Source organism: Singulisphaera chitinilytica, from assembly GCF_049331405.1.
Classification (GTDB): domain Bacteria; phylum Planctomycetota; class Planctomycetia; order Isosphaerales; family Isosphaeraceae; genus PoT.
Map to the genome: position 1 here is coordinate 5437267 of NZ_CP186274.1, position 26612 is coordinate 5463878.

Consider the following 26612-nt stretch of genomic DNA (forward strand, 5'->3'; position numbering starts at 1 on the left):
CTTGGCCGGGCGATGGCCGCCGCGATCGTCATCGAGACAACGCGGCACAGCCAGCCCGACCAAACTGACGCCAGACTATCGACCTAGATGCTCTGCCGCAATTCGCTCAAGGCCGAGCCAGCCCGATCCAACGCAACGACTTCAACGCTCGTTAGCATCCTCAACTTTGACGCCCTTGAGGGTGATGTCTCCAAGCGAGAGTGTCTCACCCGAAGCGACGGTGAAGTCTTTCAGCACGACGGAGTCGATATCGGGGCTTCCTTTCTCGGCCGTGATGAGGCGATATGTGGCGTTGGGAATCAGGTTGTTGAGCTTGACCTGTCCTTTCGGGCCGCTGCGAAAGGCTTCGACGACGTCTCTGCGATCGAGGTATGGAGTTGATGCGTCGGCGGCGAGGGTTTCGTCGTAGCGGTTGCCGTCGAACTCCACCTGATAGCGGCCCTTGGTGAGGAGGATTTGAAGGCCGGGGGTGTAGCCGGAAATTGGTTTGCCGGCCTCGTCGACGAGTCGCAAGGTGGCCGAACCGCAGGGGGCGAGTCGGATGGTCAGAGGGCCCGCGTCGGCTCGGTTCGCGGGGCGTTCGATGGCGGCTCCCCAGCGATGCTCGGCGTCGAGGACCACAAGGGGATAGGCGCGAGCCGGGTCGAGGCCGTGGAGGATCGCCTTGCCGTCGCGGATAGGCGTGAGTTCGCCTCCCCAGCGGAAGGCCTGGCCCGCGACGTTGAAGTTTGTCGCCAGCGTGCCCCTGGCGAGCGGTTGGCCCTCGGGATCGAGCACGCGACACTCAAGCGTGGTTCCCTTGCGGAGTTGGATCGGCACGGCGAGGGGTTCAAGGTTGCGGTCGACCTCGATCGGGATCAACGCCTGGGCATATTTGCGGAGACCTCCGGGGCTGCCGTGCTGGATGACCTGCGAGCCGTACTCCGAGAGGATGTACTCGGGGCTCGGGCCGAAGGCGAGGAGGTGCCCCTTGCCAGGGAAGACGGCCAGCGCGAACGACCCGTCGCGATTCGAAAAGGCGGGCGTCCAGACTCCCGTGACGACGTACTCTCTGGGTTCGAAGGGGACGTTCGGCAAGGGCTCGTACTGGACCTGGACCCCTTGCAATGGCTTGCCCGATTCCGCATCCTTGACGGATCCTTGCAAGAGGACGCCCCGAGGCAAAGCGAAGTCGAGCGTTAGTTGTGATGCACCGGCCGGCCAGGCAATATCCTTGGAGAGTGATAGGTAAGGCTCACCCTCGCGGGCATGGGCGAACACCGTGAAGATCTTCTCCCCGGTGTCCGTCCGGTACGCGTTGTCGGCGAACGGATTGAGCCGGAAACGGCCCTCGGCGTCGGCCTCACCGCTCATGTAGCGCCCGCCCTGGACGACGAGGCGTGCATGCCCGGCGGGCTTGCCGCTATCGGCGTAGGTGACCCGCCCCTCGATGATATGGGCGGGGATGAGCACGAACGTCCCGCGATCGCCGGACCGCGAAGGCCGCCGGGAGGCGAGGTTCCCCGCCTGGGTGCGAGTCGAGGCCTCATCCGCGAGGACCAGGTCCTGTCGCGCGAAGCGATCGTCGCGGATCTGGATCTCGACAGATCCTCCCGGCCCGGCGGCGGTCAACTGGAACCGCCCCTGGTCGTCGGATCGGATCCGCCGAGGCCAGAGAGAACCCTCGGGAACCTCGCCGTGGAAGGCGATGGAATCCACTCCCGCTCCTTCCTTCGCCTGGACGGCCGTCACCACGGCCTCGACCCCGGCTGCCGGTTGCCCTTGCAGGTCGATGAATCGACCCGAGAGCATGCGTTGCCGAGGCAGGCGGATATCGACCGCTCGTTCTCCGGAGTCGACTTCCAGGGTCTGCGAGCCGAGGCCAAACCCCTCAGCATTCGCCACGACGGAAGCGTATCGATGCGTCACCGACGTCACTCGAGGCGCCGAGAACCGGAACCGACCCTCGCGATCCGTGACGCCATCGGCCGGGATCAGGCGGGCATCCTTATCCACGCCGGCCCGAGAGGGACCTCGCGGGAAGAGGTAGAGCCCGACCCTGGCACCGGCCACGGGTTTCCCATCGGGATCGATGACTCGGCCGGCGACCGTCATCGACTTTTCTTGCGCGGGAGCTTGACTCTCGCCCGGCGCGGAGGCAACCCCGGCGGCCTTCGGAGCCGGAGGGGCGGGAGCCGTCGGAGCGGGTTCGTCCCGCTGCATCAGGAAGCAGATGCCTCCCAGGAATAAGGCGACGGCCATCGAGCCGGCCTGAACCCGGAACCAACCCCCAATCACCGCGTCGGCCAGGGTCGAGGCGGATCCGGTCGCGACACCTTGTCCCAGGGCCGAGGCGACGAGCCGCGTCGTCCGCTCGGCGAGGATCACAGGCACGGCGGCGCGAACCTCGCGGGTGAACGCCCCCGAGGCCAGCAGGAGGGCAGGCATGGCGAATCCCCGGCGCGTGAGGCGTCCCCGCAAGAGCTCTCGGGCCTTGGCCATCCGGCTCCGGATCGTGCCGACCGGGCACTGGACTCGCCTGGCGGCCTCTTCATGCGTCAGGCCCTCGATGTAGCAGAGGACGATCGGCAGGCGGAGGTTGCCCGGCAGACGGCCGATCTCCTCGTGGAGGGCCTCGGCGTCCCCGCGTTCGAGCGTCCCGACCTCTTCGGAACCCGGGCGTTCGGCCATGTTCGCCTCCGCCGATTCGCGGACGAGCCGGCGCGCACGCCTGGCCCTGGCCTTGCGGGCGGTCTGCTGCGCCACGGTGTAAAGCCAGGGGCCGAGCAGGTCCGGGTTGCGGATCGTCCGGGCCTTCCTCGCGAGGACGAGGAAGGTGGCCTGGAAGGCGTCGTCGGCGTCGTGGGGGTCCCCGAGGCCCGCGCGACAGACGCCCAAAACCATCGGCCCGTGCCGGGTCACGAGGGCCGAGAAGGCGGCCTCCCGGGCCTCGTCGCCCCCGGCCAAGAAGCGGCCCAGCAACTGGCCATCGCCCAGGCTCGCCGACGCGCCGAGGCCGAACAGGGCACGGAATGAAGGAAGCATGACGTCCAACTGCCCGCTTGCCATGGTGATCTCCCCTTCGCTTATCGAAGCCTCCTCCGAGAGAGTTCCCCGAACGTGCGGGACCGATCGCGCTTTCTTCAGAAATAACGCCGCGAGCGTGTTGATGGCCCGTCTCATCATGCCCGATGGCTCGAAGCGCAGCCACGAGTCTTACGCGGCCCCCCGATCTCGGTCAACTGTCGTAGCAAGGGGATGCGGGAGCGGAACCGACTTCGTATGCTCGAAGCTGCAATGCGTCGATGTCGGGCCCGATTCCGAATCTCCGATCTCCGAGATGCGAGGCGAGGACCGCTATGGCAGAACGCTGGGGGCTGGGTCCGGTCTTCATCTACGAGTCGATCCTGAACGCCAGGCGGCGGCAGACCTATGCCGCACGCTCGGCCTTCGTGGCGGCGTTGCTGATCGGGATCATAGGCGTCTGGCTCTCACTGGAGAGCGAGGCCAGGAACCAAACCGGTGGCGTGCAGACATTCCGGCAGATGTCCCAGGTCGGCGAGTACTTCTTCTACGCCCTGGCGGGGATCCAGATCACCCTGGTCCTCCTGGCGGCCCCTGCAGCGACGGCCGGCTCGATCTGCATGGACCGGGCGAGAGGGACGCTCCTGCATATGATGGTGACGGACCTTTCCGACGTCGAGATCGTGCTCGGCAAGCTTGCCGCCAGGCTCGGCCCGACCTTCGCCCTGATCGCCTGCGCGGTGCCGGTCACGGCCCTGTCCGCGCTCCTTGGGGGCATCGACTTCGGGGCCTTGGTGGGCCTCTTCGGCGTCTCGCTGGCGATGGCGGCCTTCGGCTGCGCGCTGGCCCTGACGATCTCAGTCTGGGCGAAGAAGACGCATGAAGTGCTGATGGCTGTCTACGTCCTGGAAGGCATCTGGCTCCTCGCGCTGCCGATCTGGTGGGGGTTCACGCGCAGCCTGGGCCTCCCCGCGCCGACGAAATGGTTCCAGTTGGCCAACCCGTTCGTCCTGGCCTTCGCGCCCTACACGGATCCCAAGCTCGTCGATGCCGTCGATTACGTGGTCTTCATCGCCATCATGCTCGCGCTCGCGACGGCCCTCACGGCGCTCTCGATCTTGAAGCTTCGGGGCGCGGCCGTCGCCCACGAAAGCCGGGTGGCGAAACGGGAGAAACGGGACTGGCCCAGGATCCGGCGATACTTCCCTGCCCTCCCCGGCCCTTCGCTCGATGGCAATCCCGTGCTATGGCGGGAATGGCATCGGAACCGCCCCTCGCGACTGAACCGGCTGGTCTGGGGACTACTCTTCCTCGGGACCTGGGGCCTGGCCATCATGGGTGGCTACGAGATCCACCGAATCGGGTTCCCGTTGGGCCCCGGCACGCTCCCGCTCGCCATGATGATTCAGGTCGCCTTCGGCTTCCTGATCCTCAGCTCCATCGCCCCGACGGCGCTCGCCGAGGAGCGGGTGCGCGGCAGCCTGGACGTCCTGCTGGCCACCCCGCTCTCGACGCGGACCATCGTCATGGCGAAGTGGTGGGGCGTGTATCGCCTGGTGCTCCTGCTCCTGCCCTTGCCGCTGCTCACCCACCTCCTGTACGCAACCACGCTGCCACCACTGCCGGCCTGGGCCACGCCGGGGACGGCCCACCCGCTTTCGCTCTGGGATCGCTGGATCGGGGCCATGCTAGGCCCCGCCGATCTCCTCGCCTCGGGGGCGCTGCTCACAAGCCTGGGGATCGCGATCGCGCTCTATGTCCGGCAGGTCGGCCGGGCCGTGCTGTCGAGCGTCCTCGTCTTCATCACGATCTCGATCGTCTGGATCGTGGTCTGGGGCTTCCTGTTCAGCACGATCCGCCGCACCATGATCAACTTTCAGGGAAACCAGCGCTGGCTCCTCACCACCATGATGTCGTTGAGCCCCATCGCCGGTCCCATCAACTCAATCGACACACTCGCATTCAACCCTTACGAAGAGCGGTCCCCGGTCTGGGTGGGCATGATCATCGTCGTCTTCCTCAAGGGTCTGGCGGGTTACCTGTTGCTCAATCTGGTTATCGCCAACTTCGACAGGCGCATGGAACGGATGCCCGAGGGCCGCTCGGGCGGGACGTATCGCGAGGTCTCCGGAACGCTCCAGAAGGCGGGCTCTTTATCGAAGGCGGAAGCCTGAGTCCCGGTTCGACCCGGAGCCGATCGTACCCCCGGCCTGTCGATCGTCGATCAACCCTCGGATTGATGGCCCACGACCGGATTGGGCCTCGGATACTCACGCATCTTCTCGGCTTCGAGCCCAATGATCGGCTGATGCTCGAGAAATTCGCGCCAGTACTCGGCGCCTTTCCTCCGCAAGCCCTCATCGGAGACCTGAGGAGCATGCCAACGAGCCGTGCCAAATCCCGCCCTGGCGAGACCCTCCTCATATGTATGCCGAGAATAGAGATAATTCTCGATCTCGAAGGCGTCCGGCCCCGACAGCAGGCAGAGTCGATAAGGTTTGCCCTCCTCGCTCGGGACGGGGCTCGCGAGGCTCCAGCCATACTTCGCGATGTCGATCGCGCTGCCCGGGGCGAAGTTGCTGATGACGGCGATGAGCCGGCCACCCGGCTTGAGGTTGGCGGCGATTTCCACGAGCATGGCGTCGAGCGCGGTTCGCGAGGTCGCGTAGTGGAGCAGGTAGACCGCCGTCACGACGTCGAACTGGCCGATGACGCCGAGGTCCTCGACCGCCCCTTGCCGGTACTCGATGCCCAGAGGCTCATTCGCATCGGCCTCCCTCGCCAGCGAGATCATCGCCTCGGACAGGTCGACCCCGACGACCTTCGCGGCCCCCTTGCGGCGGAGCTGTCGGGCGTAATGCCCCTCGCCGCAGGCCAGGTCGAGCACCGAGAGTCCCGCGGGGTCGCCGAGCATCTCGAAGACCGTGAATTCTTCCACATCGGTGCGGAAGGGCAGCTCGCGCGACTTCTTGAACTGGCGGGCGATCTTGTCGTACTCGGCTTCCATCGTCCCTTCTCCCAATCGTCGACGACCGGAATGGAAACCCACGAGGATTCTCAACTTTGGAAAACGGATGTTGCAGGATCCAGCGGATTCCCAACACCTCTTCCCGGATGATTTGTAAGCTTGAAGCCAGACCCGTTACGCGGGAAGGCTGACGATTCTCCCAAACTCCGACATAAGGCTCGACCAAGATCCTCGAAAGAGAGGTTGAACGCCACCTCGGGAGCAAGCGGACAAGGCCCGCCATGTTGCAAAAGAACCTCGCAGGCTTCCTCACAATCTTCACAGCGGGTAGGATCTCTCGAACATATAGACCTTTACCGTTGATTCGGGCGGCCACTCGAAGACGAGCGGTGACGCCAGCATGGTGTCCCTCGGGAATCGATGTCGTCCACGGGTCGGCGGGCCCGACCACCAAGGCAGACCATAGGGTTTTCGTAACGACCTTCGGCCCGAAATTTGATCCGACGAAATGGATACTCTGAATACCAGGGTCCTCGTCATCGAAGACGAAAATCAGGGCCCTGACTGCATCCAAGAGCGCCTGTGCATTCGGGATCGCGAGGGCGCCCGATGCGAACAAGCGGGCTCAACCTCAGGCGACGCCCCCCACGGCAATCCCCGCCTTGAGACGAAGGCCTCCGTCCTCCTCTCGGAGTTCGTGGTCACCCACGCTCGCACGCAGGAGGAAGCTCTGGAACGGCTCAAGGCGAAGTCCCAGGCGGGTCGCCCGTTCGCCCTGATTTGCATCCGCGGCCTTCACACAAACGAATTCTTAAATTCCGTGATTCAGATCGATTCGACTGCCGAAATCTTGATGGTCGAATCGAGGGAGACTCGGGGCGAGCCCTCGTCCATCGACCTCCCGGCGATGCCGAAGCGAGTCGATCTCGCCAATGTCCGCGAGGAAGCTTCCAGGTGCGTGCTCGGCTGGAACGAGCGGCGTCGACTTGAGGGGGCCATCGGCGCGATCGGGAGGCTCAAGGCGGATCGCGCGACGCTCACAACCTTGCTCGGCAACGTAATCGATCAGCTCGCTCACGCCCTGGAGAGCCCGTCCCTGCTGCTCGCGAAGGTCGGCCCTGCCCCCCAGGACTACACGCCCTGGCTCGCTTCGGGAGGATGGAGGGAACCTCGCCTGGCGGAAGCGATGCTCGGCTCATTCAAGGGGCGATCCTTCCCCGAGAAGCCGGTCGAGGTCGACGGCATCCCGGTCCGCGGATATCGCGCGGGGGAACTCGCCGCGTTCTGGGTCCAGCCGAGCCAGACATCTTCGCGACATGCTCGGCTCATCCCCGGACTGCTGGAAGTCGCCTCGCTTGCCCTTGATGGCGTGGAGTCCGCAAGCGCGGATCGCTCGGAAGAAACGTTCGCCGCGATCAGCCAGGCGATCGGCACGATCGTGCATGACCTGCGGTCGCCGATCGGGGCCATCCAGTCGGCGCTCGATGTCGCCATGATGTCGACGAACGAGCCCGCCGACCTCTGGGAGATGCTCGAGATCATCGGGCGCTCGGCCGACGACGCGATGGCCATCGTGGGAGACATCGTCGACTTCACGCGGAACTCGGCGATCGATCTACAGCCGTTCGAAATCGAGGAACTCTTCGACATCGTCCGCGAGAAGACGCACGACGTCATCGTCGAGAACTCGCTCAGGCTCTCGACGAAGGGCGCCGCGGGTCTCTGGGCCCGAGGGGATCGTCGCAAGCTCGAGCGTGCCCTCATCAACCTCGTGAACGCCTCGGCCAAGTTCCTCTCGCGAGGTGCCGCGAACGCGATGGACGTGCGCCTCACGGCGAGCCCGCACGAAGGGGATTTGCAGATCGCGGTGGCGGTCGACGGCCCCGAGATCCCCGCGAAGGCCCGGGCGAACCTCTTCGCCCCCTTCGCGACCCCGGGCAAGGAGCAGGCCGGCCGCCTGGCGGTGGCGATCGCCAAGCAGATCATCGAGTCGCACGGCGGCGCGATCGAATTGACCTCGGCCGGCGGCTGGACGACGTTCCTGCTGACGATCCCGGGGCCTGTGGGCTCTCAGCCTCCTCCTTCTCGTCGCGTCAGGATTTGAGGGAGGGGCTCAGCAGGCATTTGCCCTCCACGGCTAATCACAGTTAGAAGATGCCCAGCGTGGCGAAGAGATCGCTGATGCGGCTGGCATTCCTTCGCATCGCCCCGGCGATGTTGGTGCTCCCCGTCGATCGTATCAAGCCGAGGGCCAGGTTCCGTAACGCCGCAAAGACCTCGGGGCCGAAGCCTTTGCGAATCCGGCTGGCATCTTCTCCCAGGCTCACGTCTCGCACATGGTGCGAGCGGTTCTCGATGGTCCAATGGCCGCGCGACCAGCGCAGGAGTTCCTCGGCACCGGCCATCGAACGCGGCACGCTGGTGATGAAGTGGCGGGTCTCCGTGGTGCGCTTGCCGTCGCGCAGCACGACCGAGTCGATTCGGCCGACCTGGCCCACTCCGGGCCAGTCCAGATAGCCGTTCAGGACCGTCGTGGCCGTCGACGTGCGACGCTCGGTGCGGCCATGTCCTTTCTCCAAGGTGGTCGCTGTGTCGATGGCCTCAAGCCAGAGCGCCGCTGCCGGGGGAAAGAGCCTCTACGGCTCCCGGGGCGAAGGCCGCTCGGATGTCGGCCGGGAGTGCGGGCTGATTGTCCTTGACCACCCAGAGGTAATGGCCGCCGCTGTCGACGATCTGACGGCTCAGGTCGCGTTGACAGAAGATGGCATCGCCGGTGATGAGACGGCCCTCGAGGACCAACCCCGAGAGGAGCTGGAGGGCGGCCTTATGTTCATTCGTCTTGTCCTTGGCGCCGTCGGGCACCTTGGCCTGGGCCACGGTCAGCCCGGATCGGTGGGCGACCAGCGAGAGCAGATGAACGGCTTTGTTCAGGCCATCGAAGCTGCCGCGAACCGACTTACCGTCCAGGGCGAAGGGGGCAAGGAGGCCTTCGTCCTCCGCGGGGATTTGGCCGAGCAGGGCCTCGGCCCAGCGGGTCAAGGCCGCCTCCAGTGCGGCCGGCGAGAGGGCCATGAGGACCTTGCGAATGCCGCCGGACTTGGGAGGACGCCTAGTGAATCCGAGGCGATGCATGAACGCGATGTCCTGGTCGTGGGCCCATTGGCCGATGGCGGCATAACTGCGGGAGCCACACATGATGGCGCAGCAGGCCAAGGCGAGGACGGCCGATAGGGGATGCTGGCGGCCGTGTCGACTGCGAGGGTCGAGGACCTCATCGAGGAAATGGAGCAAGCCGAGATTTGAGGGTGCGTCCATGCCAAGGATCTCGAAAGGGGTCGTTCTAAGCCGAAGACGCTTCTCTAACCTCCCCACAATGAATCCGTCAATAGCCCTGATTTGCCCTCCAGGGATCTTGATGTTTGATCACACAACGCTTCGCCCCGGGGACGTCTCGAGCGCGGCCGCCATCCTCGCGAAGGCGTGCGGCCAGTGGCCGGGCTCGGCCTGGCGGAAGATCCGCATCGAGGGATACCAGGGGCTGTCTTCACGGTCGAGGAGCCATCGGCATTCGGGCACGGCGTGGAGCGCGAGCCAAACGGGGACGCCCAATCCCCCGGCGAGATGCGCGATGGCCGAGTCGGGCGTGACGACCAGGTCCAGGCTCATCATGACCTGGGCCGTCTCCAGGAAGTCGCCCCGCAGGTCCGGCCGGAACCGCTCGAGTTCGAGGACCGGGAACCGCCCGCCGAGCGCCTCGATCTGCTCGGTGCCGAAGCCTTTCTGCAGGCTGATGAGGTGGACCCCCTCGACCTTCGCCAATGGCTCGAGCTGGGCCAGCGGGAACGAGCGCTCGCGGTCGAGTCGGTGGTCGGGGTTCCCCTGCCAGGCGATGCCGACCTTCAAGCCGGTCAAACCCCGGAAGGCCTCGCGCCAGTCATCGATCCCGGGCTCCGCGTCGGCGAAGAGGTACGGGACCTCCGCCGGGATTGTCTCCAGCGTCGTCTTGAAGATCGCCGGGAGGCTCATCAAGGGGGCGTGGACGTCGAACTCGGGGAGTTGCGACCCCGCCGTGAGCAGGTCGTCGACGCCGTCGCATCGGGAGAAGAGCCGGATCAAGGGTGCGGGGCCGATGAAGAGGACCTTCGCCCCCTTCTGCTTCACGAGCGACGCATAGCGGATGAATTGCAGGCTATCGCCGAACCCTTGCTCGGCGTGGAGCAGGATCGTCTTGCCCGCGAGGTCTTCCCCCTGCCAGAGCGGTTGGCTGAACGGCGGCATCTCGCCCCCCCGGCACTTCCAGCGCCATTCGTGCTCGGGCCAGCCGCGTTCGAGATCGCCGCGGACGAGCCAGGCCATCGCGCGGTTGCGGCGAGCCTCGGGGAAGTCGGGGTGGACCCGCAGGGCCTCCTCGTAGCAGGCGAGGGCCTCGTCGAGCAGCCCTTGGCGTGCGAGCGTCATCCCCCGCACGTTGTGTGCGGCCGGGGAATTGGGGCGGAGGCGGATCGAGGCCTCGATGTGCTCGAGGGCCTCGGCGAATTCACCGCGCCCCGTCATGACGATCCCGAGGTTGAGGTGGCTCTCGGGCGAGTCCGGGCGCAAGGCCAGGGCCTGCCGGTAGGCGGCCTCGGACTCGGCGGCTCGCTTGAGTTCCCAGAGGGCGTTGCCCAGGTTGTTGAGCAGGTCCGGGTCGTCGGGGCGGAACGCGATAGCCCGACGGTAGCAGGCCTCGGCCTCGGCCAGGCGTTTCCGCTTCCAGAGGGCCGTGCCCAGGTTGTTCAGGGCCTCGGGCTCGTCGGGCTCGATCTGGAGCGCCCGACGCAGGCAGTTCTCGGCGTCCTCGGCCTGATCCAGGCGCAGGAGCGTCGCCCCGAGGGTCGAGTAAAGCGAGAACGACGGCGGGCGATTCTGGAGCATCCTCCGGACGTACGCGACGGCCTCGGCCTGTTGTCCCTGCACGGCCAGGGTCTCGGCGAGACTCGCGTGAACCTCGATGGCGTCGGGCCGAAACGAGAGCGCCTGCAAGAAATGGGTGAGGGCCTCGGCCGGCCTGCCCAGCGAGCGCAGGACGTTGCCGAGGCCGGCATGGGACTCGGCCGAGCCCGGGCGGAGCCGCAAAGCCTCCTGGAAGTGGCCGACCGCCTCTTCCCATCTCCCCAGCGCGGACAATGCCGAGCCCAGGTGGTGATGCCCGCCGGCCTCGCCGGGTCGGAGGTCCAGGGCCTTGCGGAAGGCGTCGGCGGCCCTCGCCCAACGCTTCGAGGCGGACAGGGTCAGGCCCAGGTTCAGATAGGCCTCGACGCAGTCGGCGCGGAGTTCCACGGCCCTCTCGAAGCAGGTATTCGCGTCGTCGAGCAAACCCTGGATCCGAAGCACATTCCCCAGGTCGTTCCAGGCCTCGGCCAGATCCGGTCGCAAGGCGGTGACCCGTCGGAAGGTCGATTCGGCCTCGCCCCAACGCCCCTGGCCGGCGAACGCAATGCCCAGCGTGGTCAAGATTTCGGCTCGTTCCGGCGCGAGGACGGCGGCGAACTGCAACCAGGTGAGCGCCTCGCCCGGCCTCCCCTGGCTCATGTGGGCCATCCCCTGCGCGAAGGCCGCCTCGGCGTCGATCTGAGACACGGAGACGCGCGGACGCCCATCCGTCGTCTCGGGACGAGGCTCCTTCGCCTTCGAATCCCCATATCCTTTCGACGAAACGCCTTGCATCGTGGTCATGGCGGGTCCTCCGCATCGACCCTGGCGCGACCCCGGCCGGCTCTAAGCTCCTCGGGTGAGGACACGAAACCGGCTCGAGGAGGACTTCGCCAGGCCCCCTCCGTTTGCCTTCAAGCCCACAGTAAAGCCGCAATCCGAAATTGCTCCTAGCCCAACCCGGCCGAAACCCCACGAATCGCGCACAAGCCGACTGCTTCAAATCTCCGCCTGACTCGCTCAACGAGCTCCGATCCAAACCAATGAGAGTCATCTCGCATGTGCCGGGACTCGATGACTTTCGTCTTTTGAAATTTGCAGGCTTTCAACTTCACACGACTCGACCGTGAGCACGACCGCGTTGGTGAACGGAAACATTTTCTCTTCCGAGATCGAAGAAGCTCGCGACGGAGAACGTCCTTGAGTTATTCAGTTCGTCCACGTCCACCTGCGGCGAGGAGAGCACCTCATGATCCGGCAAGGTTTCGCGGACAGGCCCCGGGCTCGGGCCTGTGTCGCCTGGAGTATCGCCATCCTCTCGGCCGGCCAGGTCTTCTTCACGGGGCGTCTCGAGGCCGGGCAGCCTCGGCGGCCCGACTCCCCGGTCGCGCGGGGACGTGCGCTCTTCCTCCGCGTCTGGACGCCCGACGACCCGAGGGCACGCGGGGGCGACGGACTCGGCCCGGTCTTCAACGAACGCTCATGCGTCGCCTGCCACAACCTCGGCGGCGTCGGGGGCGCGGGGTCGCGAAGCAAAAATGTTGATATCCTCACAATCACGAAGAATGCCCCGACGGCGCAAGGTCGTGACGTCGATAAAGCCAGGTCGGAGTCCGCGTCGGCCCTACCACCCGCCGACGATATCGAGGCGATGGCGATGATCCACTCCGGATTCGCCGCGAGCCAAAGCCTGGTGCTCCACCGCTTCGGGACGGCCCCCAATTACGAGGCCTGGCGACAGAACGTCATGGTCAGCGACCCGCCCGACCGCAACAGCCATGCCGCATCGCGCGACGACGCGAGCGAGGGAAACAGGGAGTTGCCCGAGTCGGCGAAGCGTGGGGCCTTCTCCCTGAAGCGATCCCAGCGCAACTCGACCTCCCTCTTCGGCGCGGGCCTGATCGACTCGATCCCGGACGAGGCAATCGACGTCCCGCCGCGATCGCCCGGCATCAAGGGACGACCCAACCGGCTCAAGGATGGTCGGATCGGCAAATTTGGCTGGAAGGCACAGATGGCAAGCCTGGATGAGTTCGTCACGACGGCCTGCTCCGTCGAGCTCGGCCTGGAAGTGCCTGGGCGCCATCAGGCGGGCGATCCTCTCGGCTGCGAGCGTGAGGCGAAGCAGTTCGACATGACCCGGCAGGACTGCGACGACATGGTCGCCTTCGTCCGCAGCCTCCCCACGCCGATCGTCCGGACTCCGGCGAACGCCCTGGGCCGCAAGCTCTTCGAGACGATCGGCTGCGCCGCCTGCCACGTGCCGAAGCTTGGCGAGGTCGAGGGCATCTACAGCGACCTCATGCTCCACGACCTGGGAGAGCGGCTCCAGGACACCGGCGGCTACGGGACCTTCACCCCATCGAGACCGAGCCGGGAAGACCCCCTGGGCAGCTCACTCGTCCGCGACGAGCCGAAAACCGAGGGGGCCGCCCGGACTCAACCTCGCACCTCTGCCGGCGAGCTCGAGTGGCGGACGCCGCCCCTCTGGGGCGTGCGCGACTCGGCCCCCTACATGCACGACGGCCGGGCCGCCACGCTCGAAGCCGCCATCGACCTGCACGGCGCCGAAGGCCATGAGGCCGCCGAGCGGTTCCGCCTGCTCTCGAACACCCAGCAGGGCCAGCTCATCCGGTTCCTGCAATCGCTCGCCGCCCCCCGGAAAGCGACGAGCCTGGCCTCGTCGCGTTGATGGACATCCGGGAGAGTCTTTGGAAACTCGCGAACGAAAGCCCGGCGACAGGCTTCAACGGGTTTTCTCTTCGCTCAACCAGATCTCGGCCTCCATGCGCCGATACTGGACGTCATAGATGGGGACTTGAGTTCCCCGGGCGCTCTCTTTCCTCGCCACGGCGATGGCCTCCTGCTCTTCCAGATCCTTGAGATATTTCTCGATCGCCGCAACCATCTCCGCCTTCCCGGCTCCGGTCTTGCGCAGGGCTTCCAACCTCCGCAGCTCCCAGACGGCGACCGACGGGTCGTTGACCTCCAACCTCCCATTTCGGGCCAGGCGTTGCACCGTGTCGAGGGCCTGTTCCGCGAGGACGAGTTGCTTCTTGGCGATCTCCCGGCTCGCCGCATTGTCCGGCGCGGCCTTGGCCTTCTCTTCCCCTGCGTCTGGCGCCTGGCGACCCTGGACAGAGGCGCCAATGGTCGCGAGCATCAAGACCGCGGCGACGGCAGCGAGCGACTTCATCCTGGCAATCGACAGCATCGTGATCACTCCTTCGGTGCGTTGAGGGGCTGGGGAGAACTCTCACGCCCAAAAGGGGGGAACCCGTCGACGAGTGTCACCGGGCCTTCTCTTCGTTCAACCACATCTGGGCTTCGATGCGCCGGAATTTGACGTCATTCAAGGCAGTTTTAGTGCTTCGGGCATTCTCAAACAAATCCTTGGCAAGGATTTCGTCTTCCTTAAGAGTGTCAACATATTTCTCCAAGGACGCAACGATCTCGGCCTTCCCGGCACCTGCTTTTCGAAGCATTTCCAGCTTACGGCGTCCCCAAAGCTCAAAATGCGCGTCGGCGATATTAAGTCTTTTACTCCGGACCATCCTATGGAGCATGTCCCAGGTTTCGTCGATCAGGGCGAGTTGCTCCCTGGCCAGGGCACGGTTGGCCTCCGTGACTGGCCCGACGCCTGCTTCAGCAGTCGAAGGAGTAGGAGCAGCAGCCGCCTTGGCCTGTTCTCCCGCTCCGCCGGCCGCCTGGCGACCCTGGACAGCAACACTGCCTGCCACGACGATCAGGGCCGCAGCGATAGCAGCGAGCGGCTTCAGTCTGGCGAACCATATCATCTGGATCACTCCTTCGGCGAGAGAGGTAACCGCCGTCGACAGGACGCCGGCCGCGGGAGAACCCGGCACGAACCGAGCCGAACTCTCGAGCAAGGCCGCGGGGATCGAGGCCGAGGATTCGCGGGCCACCTCGACCCAGAGGCCCACGGCGGTCGGGGCAAACCCGCGTCGCAGGAGACGATCGCGCAGGCGTTGTCTTCCGCGTGAAAGACGGCTCTCGACCGTCCCGACGGGGCAGCCGAGACGACGTGCCGCCTCCTCGTGGGGAAGGCTCTCCAGGTCGCAGAGGACGACCACCGCGCGGCAGCGTTCGGGGAGCCGACCGATCTCCTCATCGAGGATCGCGAGTCGCTCGGAGAGGCCCGAATCGGGAGCCTCGCCGGCCAACGCCTCGACCCCGCCGGTTTCCCTGGCACCCCGACGCTGGGATGTGGCCCTCGCCCTCGCTGCCACCCGGCGGCTGACGCCGTAGAGCCAGGGCGAGAGCGAGTCATCGACCCGGACCGCCGAGGCCTTGCGAGCCAGCACGAGGAACGTCGCCTGATAGGCGTCGGCCGCGTCCGAACGGTCGGGCAACATCCGGCGGCAAACACCCCAGACCATCGGTCCATGCCGCCAGAGGAGGACGTTGAACGCCTCCTCGCCCGAGCCGTCGTCGCGCAGGGCGAACCGCTCCAGCAATTGCCGGTCGGTCAGCTCGCCGAGCATGCCGACGTTGAACAGCGCCCCGATGTCGCGGAACGCACCCGAAGGATCTCCCCCGTTCATGCACCTACCTCCCGACGCCATCATGCACGGCTCTGGAGATTCCTTCCAACTTTCTCCCGGAATCCGGAAATGCCTTGATTCCCTGCGGATTGAGGCCACGAAATCATCGCGTTCCGTGGCGAATGGTCCCGGATCTCGGCTGGATGAAAATCGCCGGTGGTGGTAGGAAAAGGCACCTACGCGCCCGCAACAGGATCGACACCCGCCACGCCCGTTTCCGACGGGCTTCCCCCGGAACGACTTACGCAGCCGCTCCCGAGACGAGGTGGCATCCATGACACCGTTGCGCCCGCGGTTTCTCCAGCCAATTTCGATCATCATCCTGCTCGCCGCCCTGATCCCAACCCGGGCGGAGGCGGCGGCGGAAATCAAGTTCGACCGCGACTTCCTCTCCGGGGTCGTGGCCAAAATCCCGACGACCCCCTTCCAGGAGGAAGGGAAGATCCGGGGCGAGATCGAGGCCTTCCGGCTCGCGGGGATCGACCCCAAGACCCGGCAATTCCTGATCGCCTTCCAGGTCGTCGGCGAGTTCCGCGCGCCGGTGGTCAAGATCAGCCGCAGCAGCGACCCCGAGGCCGGCTGGAAGAACTTCCGGTTCGAGGTCAAGGCGGGCCTGAACATCGAGGCGGGCCGCGACGGGGCCCCTCGGTTCAAGGTCGAGGTCGAGGAGGTCAAGCGCAAGGAGATGGAAGGGTTCGCCGGGGCCCTGGCGAAGGTCCTGGGGAGGTCGTTCGACGCCATGGTGACGCAGATCGCCGACGGCAAGGCTTCGAAGCTGAACGAGAAACTCAACGCCGAGATCCGCAAGCGGATCGACACGTTCAAGGAATACGGCATCTTCCGCGACATCAAGTACGCGCCCGACGGCGTCGTCCTCTCGTTCGACGTCTCCCGGTTCAAGGCCGAGGGGATCGCCGGCCACGTCTTCAGCGAGGAGAAGCCTGGGACCGTGCCCTTCTATCGCTGGGTCAGGCGCGGGAGTTTCGATCACGCCTATTCGCTGGCGTCGCTCAAGAACGACCCGAGGATCTACTACAGCGAAGGGGTCTCCTGCTACGTCTTCGACCAGCCCCAGCCGGGGACCGTGGCGCTCTACGGCTGGCGGAGCCGCACCGATCACTTCCTCACCACGGCCGCCGACGGCGAGCGCGTCGCCAGGCTCGGCTTCCGCCCGCAGGGGGTCGCCTGCTACGTCTACCCCGACCCGCAGCCGGGGACCGTCCCGCTTTATCGGTTCGTGGAGCCCCGCACCGGCCAGCACTTCTACACGACCCACGAGCACGCCGAATTCGCGAAGTGAACCAGGGCGCGAGGAAAAGGCCGAGTCCCGATCGCCGGGCCCGGCCTTTGAAGTCTTCACAAACTGAATCAGTGCACACGTTCAGAAGTCGAATTGATCGATATTTTCCTTCGTGAACGTGAACGGCTTGCCGAGCATGATATTGTCCCCCTCGACGGCGATGGTGCCGAGGCGGCCGGCCTTCAGCTCCTTGTCGCCGAGGTGGAGCTGGTCGTTCCGCAGGGCGTGCGAGGCGTAGACGGTCAGGTAGCCCAGGTCCATCGTGTTCCAGAGGATCAGGCAGTCGGTGATCCCCTCGTGGATGTACCGCTTGTTGTCGTTGGGGAGCCCCAGGCCGATCACCTTGACGTCGGTGCGCCCCGCCTGCTTCACGGCCTCCGCCGCACCAGGGACGGCCGGGGTGCAGATGCCCATGATGAGCTTGACCTCGGGGTCGGCGTTAAGGATCGCGGTGGTCTCGTCGAACGCCTTCTTCTGGAGGTCGTCGCAGGGGCGGAGTGCGGCCATCTGGATGTCCGGGTACTTCTCCTTGCGGCGTGCCTCGATGGTCTTCTGCCACTCGATCATGTTCGCGGCCGTGAGCGAGGCCGTGATGATGGCGAACTTGCCCTTGCCCTTGAGCACGCGGGCGGCGTTGTCCATCAGGGCCTCGCCGATCCCCTGCGGCGTCGCCTGATTGACGAGGAAGTCGCGGGCCTCGACGCGGGCGTCGGCATCCCAGGTGATGACCTTGATGCCCCGGTCCCTCGCCTTGCGAAGGACCGACGAGATCCCTTCCCGGTTCTCGACGGCGACGGCGATCACGTCGACGCCCCGGGTGATCCAGGTGTCGACGACCTCGTTCTGCTTGGCGGGATCGGGGTCGGTGGGACCGTCCCAGATCACGGTGTCGCCCAGTTCCTTGGCGGCCTCCTCGGCCCCCTTGCGGCAGGCGATGAAGTAGGCGTTCCCCTTGCTCTTGGGCATCATGGCCACGGTGATGGGCTTGCCCTTCGCGGGGGCGTTCGACGGCGAGGCCGCGGTCGAGCCCGAAGCGGCCGTACCCCGGGTCGAGAGGTCCTCGCGGATGGTGCGGACGAGGTACACGTTGCTCGCCGCGACGATCAGGGCCGCCGCGAGGATCACGCCGCAGATGACGGCCACTTGCGCATTCTTCACGTTCATCACCTCAAGGGAAGGATCCGTTGTTGCGACGGCCGGTCCCCGCGCCGGCTTCCGATCGAGCCCGATCGCCAGGAGGAGCAGGACCCCGGTTAAGACCCCCGACAATTCGGCGGGCAGGTCCGCCAGCCTCAGCCCGTTCTGGAGCACGCAGATGGCCATGAGGCCGAGCAACGTCCCGAGCACGCTCCCCCGCCCGCCGAAGATCGAGGTCCCGCCCAGCACGACCGCCGTGATCGACAGCAGCTCATATCCGGTGCCTGCATCGGCCTTGGCCTGCCCGAGGTGCGCCACGTAAATCACCGCCGCCAGGCTCGAGACCAGGCCGGAGAGCAAGTAAACGAGCCAGACAAGCCGGCCGACCGGCAGCCCGGCGTGCCTCGCCCCTTCGGGGGCGAACCCGACGGCCACCAGCCCTCGTCCGATCGTGGAGCGATGGAGCAGGACCCAGAAGGCGATCGCGACCAGGGCGAAGATCGGCAACTGCGCCGGGATCACGCCGAAGGCATAGCCTTGCCCAAGGAAGAGGAAGCTCGCCGGGAACCTCGTGTAGTTGTCGACCCCGCCCGTCAGGCCTTCGGCCAGGCCCCGGAAGAGGGAGAACGAGCCGAGCGTCACGATCAAGGGCGGGATCCGCAGGCGAGTGATTAGGAGCCCGTTGAGGCTACCGGCCATGGCCCCCACGCAGAGCGTGAGCACGGCCGCCACGCCGATCGGCAGACCGACATCGCGCCAGAGCTCGCCGAAGAGGACGGCCGAGAGGCCCATCAGCGAGCCGACCGAGAGGTCGATGCCCCCGCTGATGATCACCGGGGTCAACGCCACGGCCAGGAGGCCGACCTCGACGCTCAGGCGCAGGACCTCCAGGCCGTTGTCGATCGACAGGAAGTTAGTGCCGATGACGGAGAAGATCGCGATCTCGGCGGCGAGGAGTAGGAGTAAGATCCGCTGCGCGGGCTCGAGCCATCGGGTACGGCCGGAGCCTGAGTCGGGAGCGGTTGCGGCCACGGTCGACATCGTCATTTCCCCTCGCGGCCGAGTGCGTCGGAGGCCACGGCCAGCAGGATGATCGTCCCCTGGATGGCCTTCTCCCACTGGGGCTGAGTACCCAGGAACACCAGCGCCGGCCCGATCGAGCCGAGCAAGGCGACGCCGACCAGGGTGCCGAAGAGTGTCCCACGACCGCCCGAGATCGCGGTCCCTCCGACCACGACGGCGGCGATCACCTGCATCTCGAGCCCCGCCCCCGAATTCGGGTCGACGTCGGCGAACCGGACGGCATTCAGAAGGGCCCCCAGGCCCGCGAGGGCTCCCATCGACACGAAGGTCAGGAAGACCACCCGCCTGGGCCGGATCCCGACCAACCGCGCGGCCTCGGGATCGGACCCGGTGGCGTAGACCGACCGCCCGGCCGCGAGGTTGCGGAGGCTCCAGAGGAAGACCAGGAAGACGACCGCCGCGACGGCGACCACGATCCACTGCCCCTCCCCCTGCCCGGCCCCGAACCACTGGAAGTTCGCCGGGATGTCGCGCACGAACGAGCCCTCGCGGACGTAGCGGAGCGACTCGCGCAAAATCACGAGCGTCGCCAATGTCACCACAATTGAGGGTAAGCCGAGCCCGGCGACAAGGGCGCCGTTGATGGCTCCCAGGCCACCTCCGACTAGGAGAGTGCCGACGCCGACGAGCGGGATCGGCATGCCGGTCTTGGCCAGCAGGCCGGCGACGACCCCGCAGATGCTGAACTGGGAGCCGACCGAAAGGTCGATCTGGCGGCAGAGGATGATCAGGGTCATGCCGATCGCCGCGACCAGCACCGACGAGTTGCCGACGACGAACGAGCGGAGCTGCTCGGGCTTGTAGAACCTCGGGGCGGCCATCGCCAGGATCAGGAGGAAGATGGCGTAGGCCAGGGCGACGGAGAGCTCTCGGCGATACTTGGCGACCGCGTTCATGCCGGCACCCCGCTCGCGGCTCGATGCCCCAGGGCGAGCTCGAGGATCGCCTCCTGCGTGGCCCCTTCGCGGTCGAGCGTGCCGGCCACGGTGCCGGCGTGCATCACGACGATGCGGTCGCTCATGCCGAGGATCTCGGGGAGTTCCGAGGATATCATGATAATCGCCAGACCTCGGGCGGCGAGGTCCCCCATGAGTCGATGGATCTCGGCCTTGGCCCCGACGTCGACCCCCTGGGTCGGCTCGTCGAGGATCAATACGATCGGGTTCGCGGCCAGCCAGCGCGCCAGGGCGACCTTCTGCTGGTTCCCCCCCGAGAGGTTGCCGACCGGCGTCTCGATCGAGGCCGTCTTAACCCCGAGCCGTCGCACGAACTCGGCGGCCACCTTGCGCTCGCCGCGGAAGTCGAGCAGCCCCGCTTTGGAGACCGCCGCCAGCGTCGCCAGGGTCGTGTTTTGCGCGACCGACATGTCGAGGATGACGCCGTGGTGCCGGCGATCCTCGGGGACGTACGCGATGCCCAGCTCGACAGCCTTCGCGGGGGAGTCGATCGTCACGGCCTCCCCCTTGAGCCGGATCTCGCCGGCATCGGCCGGGGTGAGGCCGAAGAGGACCCGCGAGACCTCGGTGCGCCCCGCGCCGACGAGCCCGGCCAGGCCCAGGATCTCGCCGGCCCTGACCTCCAGGTCGACCCCACCGACTCCCGAAACCCGGCAGCCGAGCCCCCGCACCTCGAGCACCACATCCCCGCGCTCGACCTCGACCTTGGGGAAGACGGCCGAGAGCTCGCGACCGACCATCATCCGGATCAGGTCGCCTCGGCTCACCTCGTTCATCGCCCTCGTGCCGACGAGGGCCCCGTCGCGGAGCGCCGTGACGCGATCGGCCACGCGGGGGAGTTCCTCGAGCCGGTGCGAGATGTAGATGATCCCCACCCCCTGCGCCTTGAGCTCTCGGATGACCCGGAAGAGGTTGTCGACCTCCTGGTCGCCGAGCGAGGCCGTGGGCTCGTCCATGATCAGGATCCTGGCGTCGCCCCCGAGCGACCTGGCGATCTCGACGAGCTGCTGCTCGGGCATCGTCAGGCGGCGGACCTCGGTCTCGGGGTCGATCCTGGCCCCGATCCTGGCCAGCAGGCGTTCGGCCATCGCCCTGCGCCAGCCCCAGCGGACCCGCCGCCAGGGGCCTGCCGGTTCCAACCCCAATGCGATGTTCTCTGCGACCGTGAGGTCAGGGAAAAGGGCCGGCTGCTGATAGATGGCGGCGACGCCGAGGGCCCGCGAGCGGACCGGGTCGTTGTCGAAGACGGGATCGCCCAGGATCTCGATCGTCCCCTGGTCGGGGGCATGTGCCCCGGTGATGACCTTGATGAGGGTCGACTTGCCCGCCCCGTTCTCACCGACCAGGGCGTGGACCTCCCCTTCCTCGAGTTCGAACGAGACCCCGCGGAGCGCCTGCACCCCGGCAAACGCCTTGGTGATCCCGTCCAGCCTGAGAAGCGTCGGCACCGGCGATCCTCCTCGAAACGAGGCCCGCCTGCATGCGGGCCTGCCCACCTCATCGCATCTGCAATTCAATCTTATATCAAAAAGAAACGGCGACGAACGGGGTACCCGCGTCGCGATGTTCCGCCCCTTGCGTATCGGGATCAGCCCCGGCCCGAGAGCACGTCGCGTTCGTAGGCCCGCACATCCTCGAGCCAGTCGCGGCCGACGGGGACGCCTTGCTTCAGGCAGTGGTAATCCCAGACGGCGGCGAAGGGCATGCCCTTCAGCTCCTCGAGCAGCGCAAGCCTGCCGGTGAAGTCGCCGGCGTTCTCCAGGTCGCGGAGGAGCGAGGTCGGCTCCAGCAGGGCGATGAGGAAGGCCCGCAGGGCGTTCCTGCTGCCGATGGCCCAGGCGGCGACCCGGTTGATGCTGGCGTCGAAGAAGTCGAGCCCGACGTGGACCCGGTTCAGATACCCGCCGCGGACGACCTCCTGCGCGATCGCCACGAGTTCCTCGCCCAGCGTGACGACGTGGTCGCTATCCCAGCGCACCCCTCGGCTGACGTGCAGCAGGATCTCATCGACCCAGTTCAAGACGGACGAGATCTTGTCGGAGACGACCTCGGTCGGGTGGAAGTGCCCCGAGTCGAGGCAGAGCACGGTCTTCCTCGCCATCGCGTAGCCGAGGTAGAACTCGTGCGAGCCGACGACGTACGACTCGGATCCGAGCCCGAAGAGCTTGCACTCGACCGCGTCGAGGCCGAACCTCGGGTCGATCGGCTCGGCGAAGATCGTATCGAGCGAGCGCGTCAGGCGCTCGCGAGGCCCCTTGCGGTCGATCGGCGTATCCTTGGAACCGTCGGGGATCCAGACATTGGTGATGCAGGGAGTGTCAAGGGCCTCGCCGATGGCCGCGCCAATCTTGCGACAGGCGATGCCATGTTCGATCCAGTAAGTCCGGATGGCATCGTCGGGAGACGAGAGCGTCAGGCCGTCGGCCGCCTTGGGGTGGGCGAAGAAGGTGGGGTTGAAGTCGATCCCCATCTTCTTGCGGGCCGCCCAGTCGATCCAGCCCTGGAAGTGCTTCGGCTCCAGCTCGTTGCGCTCGACGCGGGAGCCGCCTGTCTCGGCGTAGCTCGCGTGGAGGTTGAGACGATGCGTCCCGGGGATCAGGGAGAAGGCCTTGTCGAGGTCCGCCCGCAGCTCGTCGGGGGTCCTCGCCTTGCCCGGGTAGTTGCCCGTGACGGCGAGCCCGCCGCCGAGTTCGGCCCCCAGGCTCTCGAACCCGGTGACGTCGTCCCCCTGCCAGCAGTGCAGCGAGATCGCGACCTCCGAGAGCCGAGAGAGCGCCTGGTCGACTTCCACCCCCCACTCCGCGTAGCGCTCCTTCGCCAGCGCATACGCCTGCTCAACCCGCCGGTCCTCGATTGCCATGTGCCTTTGCTCTTCGCCTCGGGCTATCGTGTGGGAGCTTCGCCGACCCTTCCCGCCGAAAACGCATCATCCCCATCGTGCGCCGACCATGTGACGCAGCACTTCCCCATTGCAGAGGGAAGCGTGCGGTCGCTGACGGCGAGACCGATTCAATGCGTTTCCGTGGAACCCAGGACCCCACTTTAAAACATCAAACGCGCCGAGACGAGACCTTAGTCCAGCCTTGTTCAATAATTAGAGAATCTGCATTGGACCTAAATGAAGCTCCGCTTTACCTCCCACGATCCGCCCCGCGGCTCCCGAACGAGCCGGACCCGGGCCCGCCCCTGCTTCCTTTGAGCGAGGGCCGACCCGGGTCCTTTCGACGAATCGTTTCGTGTCGAAGAAGAGGGAGCTTACTTCGCCGGGTGCTCGGCCTTATCCGGGGGCTGGCTGGAGAGTTGCACCAGGGCCTCGATGACACGGGGGGCCTGCTCGGGCCGGAGGACGAGGTAGCGATCGCGCCCTTTGGCCGCGGGCGTGAACTTGCTGTAGCCGTCGGCCTCGACGAGGACGTTGCCGGGCTCGGAGAGGTCGAAATAGCCGCGGTCGGGATAGACGGCGTAAAGCACGCTGGTCAGGTCCCAGGTCGGCCGGTTGTGGGGCGGCGGGATGTAGAGGATGTACGCCTCGGAGAGCGGGTGGTGGGCGACGTAGGCGTAATCACGCTCGATGCTCACCGCCGGATAAGGCAGGGCGATCCCGATCTCGAAGCCGCTCCAGACCATCGGGGTCGGCCAACGCTCGGAGAGCTTGCGGCCGCTCGGGATGTCCTTGAAGACGTTGTACTCGATGTAGTGCGGGTTCCCGTCGATGGCCCGGAAGGCGCCGGCCATCAGGGAGAGTTTATTCACCTTGCGCTTGACGAGTTCCAAGCCGCCGAGCGGGGAGATGTCATCCGGGGGCGAATCGAGCAGGTTCACCAGGTTCGTCGAGAACCCGACCTGGGCGATCACCACCGAGCCATCGGCCTCGGCCGCGAGCGCCTTGCGGAGCACGGCCACGGCGCCCAGCGCGTCCTTGCCCGACTTCAGCTTGCGGGGATAGCGGAGCTGCCCGCCGTCCTTCGCGTCGACCAGGCTGAGGTACTTCCCCTCCTCCTTCACGCCCCCCTGCCCCACGACGCCGATCGGGACATTCCCACGGCCATAGAACGTGTTCACGAGGTCGACGAACGGCGCCACCTTCTCGTTGTCGACGGTCACGGTGACGGCCAGGAGCCGGCAGGCCCCGCGCGACTCCATCGAGTGGATCATCCCCAGCGCGAGCACGTCATCGCAATCTCCACAGATATCCGTGTCGAAGATCAATGGTACGGGCGCCGCCGCGAAGGCCGCCCCGCCGGTCGGGCCGATCAGCGCGATGGCCGACGCAATCGTCAGTATTGGGATCAGGGAGCGCAAAGGGGCACCTCATGGTCGTGCGTCGTTCATATCGATGCGGATACCCATGACGCCTCGTCGACGTATCCTTCGTCGAGGACTCGGGAGTGCCACGTCAGGGCCGTTCGGAGGCGGGGCGGGATTCAGGATGCGCGGAATCCTCGCGACTTGCAAGACGCTCGATCCGGGCATGAGCCCCTTACGGAAAACGCAGCCAATATCAACATTACATGTTGATAAACGTAATATTGATTCTCGAGGAGCTCATTAGCGCTCGAGCCTGGCCAGAGCTTCGCGGGCGAGGTCGAGGGCCACGGGGCTGCCGCTGCCATGCTCGACGACCTGGCGCAAGGCGGCGATCGAGGTGGATTTGTCGTTGGAGTCGATGCGGTCGAGAGTGAGGAAGGCGCGGGCCTCGGAGTCCTGCCCGGGGTTCAGCTTGGCTTCGAGCAGGCGTTCGAGGGGCGTGGCGTTGCGGAGGGCGTGGAGGATGGGGACAGGCCAGGCGGTCGAGGGGGTGTTGGCGATCCCCTCATCGAGGAAGGCCAACGCGGCCTGGTCGCGGTGGGCCCGGCGAGATGCCAGGGCTCCGAGGATCGCCATGTAGGGGGCGGACTTGTCGTGGCCTCGGCGGAGGTCAAGGTAGGCGCGGGCATCCTCGTCACCGCCATCGCGATCGGCGATCAGGCGGGTCCATCCTCGCAAGGCGTGTGCGTCGGCATCCCGAGGCTGCAATTCGAGTGATTTGTCGAGGTCGGCGAGGGCCCCTGACCAATCGCGTCGCATGCGACGGGAGTTGCCCATATCGCGATAGAGGGTAGCGGACTCGTTGGGACCGACGAGCGGCAAGGCTTTGCTATAGGCCTCAATCGCCGGTTCGTGTCGGCCAAGGGCGTCGAGCGCATGCCCGAGGCCGATCAGGGGTGAAGGAGCTTTGGGAGCAAGTTGCGCGGCCGTCTCGTAATCGGGAACGGCGTCGCCCGGGCGGCCATGCCTCGCAAGAGCCTCAGCCCGGCCGACTCGCGGGATTGCATTTTCGGGATTAAGGCGGATAGCCTCTCCGAAGTCCCGGATGGCGTCGTCGAGCTGGCCGAGGTCGGCCCGCGCGAGGCCCCGATCGGTCCAGGCTCCGACATGGCCGGGATCGAGGCGGATCGCCTCGTCGAAGGAGAGGATGGCCAGGTCGTTGGCCCCGAGCAGTCGCTGGGCAACACCCTGGTTCACGTAGGCCGAGGCCCTCGAGGGATCGAGCCGGATCGACTCGGCCAGGAACTCGAGGGCCGGTCCGGGCTTGCCCATGCGGACGAGGACGCCCCCCTTGTCCTTCAGGGTGCCGGCGTCCTTCGGGTCGACTCGCAAGATCGCGTCGAGGTCTTCGAGGGCCCGAGCGCCCTGGCCGTTCGCCGAGAGCAAGGACGCCCGCAGGCGTCGGGCTCGGGTGGAGCCGGGGTCGAGGGCAATGGCGAGGTCGAAGTCGGAGAGCGCCCGGTCTGTCTCCCCGATCCGGGAGAAGGCTTCGCCCCGGCTTGCGAAGGCCCGCGAATGGTTCGGGGCGAGCTGGATCGCCTGGTTGAAGCAGGCGAGGGCCTCGTCGACCTGCCCGAGTGAGAGAAGTGCATCCCCGCGCCCGGCAAGGGTGTTGGTGTCATTGGGGTTCAGGCGCAGGGATGCGTTGTATTGTTCGACCGCTTCGGCATCGCGCCTTGAGCGATGATAGACCTGGCCGAGCCCCGAGTAGGCGAGGGCTCGCTGGGTCCCCTTCGGATCCCAGTTGAGCGGCTCGGTGATCGTCGGCACGTTCCAGGAGCTGTCGTAGTAGGCCGACGAGGCCGGGTCGAACGTGTAGCTCGGCGAGTTGTAAAGCTGGAGTGCGTAGTTGAAGTCATTGGCGGCCGCGTCGAGCTGCCCCAGCATGATGCACGCGATCCCGCGGTCGATGTAGGCGGGAGCGAAGAACCGGTTGAACCGGATCACGCTGTTGTAGTCGGCCAGGGCGAGGTCGGCCCGATTCAGCTTGAGGTAGCTATTCCCTCGCTTGATGTGCCCCTCGATGTCGCGATGTTTCCGCTCCAGCGAGACGTTGAAATAAGAGATCGCCTCCTGATATCGCCCGGCCTCGTAGAGGCGAACCCCCTCGGCATGATAGTCGTTGGGCCGCTGGGCGAGCGCGGGGGTCGCGGCGACGCCGATCGTCACGACCGCACTCACGCAACGGGCGAACGGGCGTGTCTCCATAAATTCGAGCTCTCAGGGCGGGAGCGGTGCTTGAATCGTCTGGCCATCTCACCTCGGCAAGAGAGGTTTTCGGACGGCACGAGGCCCCGAGTCGACCGAATGCGGCGCCCCTTCGAGGCGGACTTGAGGGATCGCCGGCGCCGTCTCGTTCGCGGGTTCGACGCGGTCGTGCC

Annotated in this window: 18 protein-coding genes; 4 read left to right on the forward strand and 14 right to left on the reverse strand. The window is 66.3% G+C overall.

The annotated features are described in order from the left end of the window. Nucleotides 1-141: 141 nt before the first annotated feature. On the reverse strand, nt 142-3048 hold the full coding sequence (locus ACOYYX_RS21665) for a sigma-70 family RNA polymerase sigma factor (RefSeq protein WP_422923609.1): 2907 nt from the start codon (nt 3046-3048) through the stop codon (nt 142-144). A 290-nt stretch (nt 3049-3338) separates the two neighbouring features. Here ACOYYX_RS21665 and ACOYYX_RS21670 point away from each other — a divergent pair, with 290 nt between their 5' ends. Beyond that, nucleotides 3339-5177, forward strand: a complete 1839-nt coding sequence (locus ACOYYX_RS21670) for an ABC transporter permease (protein ID WP_422923611.1) — start codon at nt 3339-3341, stop codon at nt 5175-5177. 50 nt (nt 5178-5227) lie between these two features. On the opposite strand, the gene ACOYYX_RS21675 is transcribed toward ACOYYX_RS21670, so the two are convergent. Together ACOYYX_RS21675 and ACOYYX_RS21680 are read right to left on the reverse strand one after the other, a co-directional pair. After that, nucleotides 5228-6010: a class I SAM-dependent methyltransferase gene (locus ACOYYX_RS21675; RefSeq protein ID WP_422923613.1), complete on the reverse strand. Its 783-nt coding sequence runs from the start codon at nt 6008-6010 to the stop codon at nt 5228-5230. Nucleotides 6011-6602: 592 nt separating this feature from the next. Beyond that, complete coding sequence (locus ACOYYX_RS21680) at nt 6603-6770, reverse strand: hypothetical protein (protein ID WP_422923615.1); 168 nt, start codon at nt 6768-6770, stop codon at nt 6603-6605. Nucleotides 6771-6824: 54 nt separating this feature from the next. Between ACOYYX_RS21680 and ACOYYX_RS21685 the strand changes: the two genes are divergently transcribed. Continuing rightward, nucleotides 6825-8075: a sensor histidine kinase gene (locus ACOYYX_RS21685; protein WP_422923617.1), complete on the forward strand. Its 1251-nt coding sequence runs from the start codon at nt 6825-6827 to the stop codon at nt 8073-8075. A 43-nt stretch (nt 8076-8118) separates the two neighbouring features. Here ACOYYX_RS21685 and ACOYYX_RS21690 read toward each other — a convergent pair whose 3' ends face one another. The 3 genes from ACOYYX_RS21690 to ACOYYX_RS21700 all read right to left on the reverse strand — a co-directional run bounded on the left by ACOYYX_RS21690 (nt 8119) and on the right by ACOYYX_RS21700 (nt 11686). After that, on the reverse strand, nt 8119-8550 hold the full coding sequence (locus ACOYYX_RS21690) for an ISAs1 family transposase (RefSeq protein ID WP_422923619.1): 432 nt from the start codon (nt 8548-8550) through the stop codon (nt 8119-8121). Nucleotides 8551-8572: 22 nt separating this feature from the next. Beyond that, the gene (locus tag ACOYYX_RS21695) at nt 8573-9286 is read right to left on the reverse strand and encodes an ISAs1 family transposase (protein ID WP_422922867.1); all 714 of its coding nucleotides are present in this window, start codon (nt 9284-9286) and stop codon (nt 8573-8575) included. A 108-nt stretch (nt 9287-9394) separates the two neighbouring features. Further along, nucleotides 9395-11686, reverse strand: a complete 2292-nt coding sequence (locus ACOYYX_RS21700; RefSeq protein ID WP_422923621.1) for a tetratricopeptide repeat protein — start codon at nt 11684-11686, stop codon at nt 9395-9397. Nucleotides 11687-12131: 445 nt separating this feature from the next. On the opposite strand from ACOYYX_RS21700, the gene ACOYYX_RS21705 reads away from it, so the two are divergent. Continuing rightward, on the forward strand, nt 12132-13574 hold the full coding sequence (locus ACOYYX_RS21705; protein WP_422923623.1) for a di-heme oxidoredictase family protein: 1443 nt from the start codon (nt 12132-12134) through the stop codon (nt 13572-13574). Between the two features lie 54 nt (nt 13575-13628). On the opposite strand, the gene ACOYYX_RS21710 is transcribed toward ACOYYX_RS21705, so the two are convergent. Together ACOYYX_RS21710 and ACOYYX_RS21715 are read right to left on the reverse strand one after the other, a co-directional pair. After that, entirely contained in the window at nt 13629-14096 is a 468-nt protein-coding gene (locus ACOYYX_RS21710; RefSeq protein WP_422923625.1) for a hypothetical protein, read from the reverse strand. A gap of 76 nt (nt 14097-14172) precedes the next feature. Next, complete coding sequence (locus ACOYYX_RS21715) at nt 14173-15447, reverse strand: RNA polymerase sigma factor (protein ID WP_422923627.1); 1275 nt, start codon at nt 15445-15447, stop codon at nt 14173-14175. A gap of 274 nt (nt 15448-15721) precedes the next feature. Between ACOYYX_RS21715 and ACOYYX_RS21720 the strand changes: the two genes are divergently transcribed. Next, complete coding sequence (locus tag ACOYYX_RS21720) at nt 15722-16747, forward strand: hypothetical protein (protein WP_422923629.1); 1026 nt, start codon at nt 15722-15724, stop codon at nt 16745-16747. A gap of 81 nt (nt 16748-16828) precedes the next feature. On the opposite strand, the gene ACOYYX_RS21725 is transcribed toward ACOYYX_RS21720, so the two are convergent. From ACOYYX_RS21725 to ACOYYX_RS21750, 6 genes are all read right to left on the reverse strand, one after another. Further along, nucleotides 16829-18925: a substrate-binding domain-containing protein gene (locus ACOYYX_RS21725; protein ID WP_422923631.1), complete on the reverse strand. Its 2097-nt coding sequence runs from the start codon at nt 18923-18925 to the stop codon at nt 16829-16831. A 2-nt stretch (nt 18926-18927) separates the two neighbouring features. Further along, entirely contained in the window at nt 18928-19863 is a 936-nt protein-coding gene (locus ACOYYX_RS21730) for an ABC transporter permease (RefSeq protein WP_422923633.1), read from the reverse strand. After that, nucleotides 19860-21371 carry a sugar ABC transporter ATP-binding protein gene (locus ACOYYX_RS21735; protein ID WP_422923635.1) on the reverse strand — a complete coding sequence of 504 codons (1512 nt, stop codon included), beginning with the start codon at nt 21369-21371 and terminating at the stop codon, nt 19860-19862. Before ACOYYX_RS21735 ends, ACOYYX_RS21730 begins: the two co-directional genes overlap by 4 nt. Nucleotides 21372-21511: 140 nt before the next feature. Beyond that, nucleotides 21512-22783, reverse strand: coding sequence for an L-rhamnose isomerase (locus ACOYYX_RS21740; RefSeq protein ID WP_422923637.1), 1272 nt, complete (start codon nt 22781-22783; stop codon nt 21512-21514). A gap of 395 nt (nt 22784-23178) precedes the next feature. Then, a complete protein-coding gene (locus tag ACOYYX_RS21745) occupies nt 23179-24198 on the reverse strand; it encodes a nucleoside hydrolase (protein WP_422931652.1) in 1020 nt (339 codons plus the stop codon). A 273-nt stretch (nt 24199-24471) separates the two neighbouring features. Beyond that, nucleotides 24472-26439, reverse strand: coding sequence for a tetratricopeptide repeat protein (locus ACOYYX_RS21750; protein ID WP_422923639.1), 1968 nt, complete (start codon nt 26437-26439; stop codon nt 24472-24474). Between the last annotated feature and the right edge of the window lie 173 nt (nt 26440-26612).

What these genes read in the sequence shown, in the direction of transcription:
- ACOYYX_RS21685 (WP_422923617.1), top strand. Translation starts at nt 6,825, where the DNA reads ATGGTCGAATCGAGGGAGACTCGGGGCGAGCCCTCGTCCATCGACCTC.
- ACOYYX_RS21705 (WP_422923623.1), top strand. Translation starts at nt 12,132, where the DNA reads ATGATCCGGCAAGGTTTCGCGGACAGGCCCCGGGCTCGGGCCTGTGTC.
- ACOYYX_RS21675 (WP_422923613.1), bottom strand. Translation starts at nt 6,010, where the DNA reads ATGGAAGCCGAGTACGACAAGATCGCCCGCCAGTTCAAGAAGTCGCGC.
- ACOYYX_RS21700 (WP_422923621.1), bottom strand. Translation starts at nt 11,686, where the DNA reads ATGACCACGATGCAAGGCGTTTCGTCGAAAGGATATGGGGATTCGAAG.
- ACOYYX_RS21730 (WP_422923633.1), bottom strand. Translation starts at nt 19,863, where the DNA reads ATGAACGCGGTCGCCAAGTATCGCCGAGAGCTCTCCGTCGCCCTGGCC.
- ACOYYX_RS21665 (WP_422923609.1), bottom strand. Translation starts at nt 3,048, where the DNA reads ATGGCAAGCGGGCAGTTGGACGTCATGCTTCCTTCATTCCGTGCCCTG.
- ACOYYX_RS21740 (WP_422923637.1), bottom strand. Translation starts at nt 22,783, where the DNA reads ATGGCAATCGAGGACCGGCGGGTTGAGCAGGCGTATGCGCTGGCGAAG.
- ACOYYX_RS21695 (WP_422922867.1), bottom strand. Translation starts at nt 9,286, where the DNA reads ATGGACGCACCCTCAAATCTCGGCTTGCTCCATTTCCTCGATGAGGTC.
- ACOYYX_RS21725 (WP_422923631.1), bottom strand. Translation starts at nt 18,925, where the DNA reads ATGTCGACCGTGGCCGCAACCGCTCCCGACTCAGGCTCCGGCCGTACC.
- ACOYYX_RS21670 (WP_422923611.1), top strand. Translation starts at nt 3,339, where the DNA reads ATGGCAGAACGCTGGGGGCTGGGTCCGGTCTTCATCTACGAGTCGATC.
- ACOYYX_RS21715 (WP_422923627.1), bottom strand. Translation starts at nt 15,447, where the DNA reads ATGAACGGGGGAGATCCTTCGGGTGCGTTCCGCGACATCGGGGCGCTG.
- ACOYYX_RS21750 (WP_422923639.1), bottom strand. Translation starts at nt 26,439, where the DNA reads ATGGAGACACGCCCGTTCGCCCGTTGCGTGAGTGCGGTCGTGACGATC.
- ACOYYX_RS21720 (WP_422923629.1), top strand. Translation starts at nt 15,722, where the DNA reads ATGACACCGTTGCGCCCGCGGTTTCTCCAGCCAATTTCGATCATCATC.
- ACOYYX_RS21710 (WP_422923625.1), bottom strand. Translation starts at nt 14,096, where the DNA reads ATGCTGTCGATTGCCAGGATGAAGTCGCTCGCTGCCGTCGCCGCGGTC.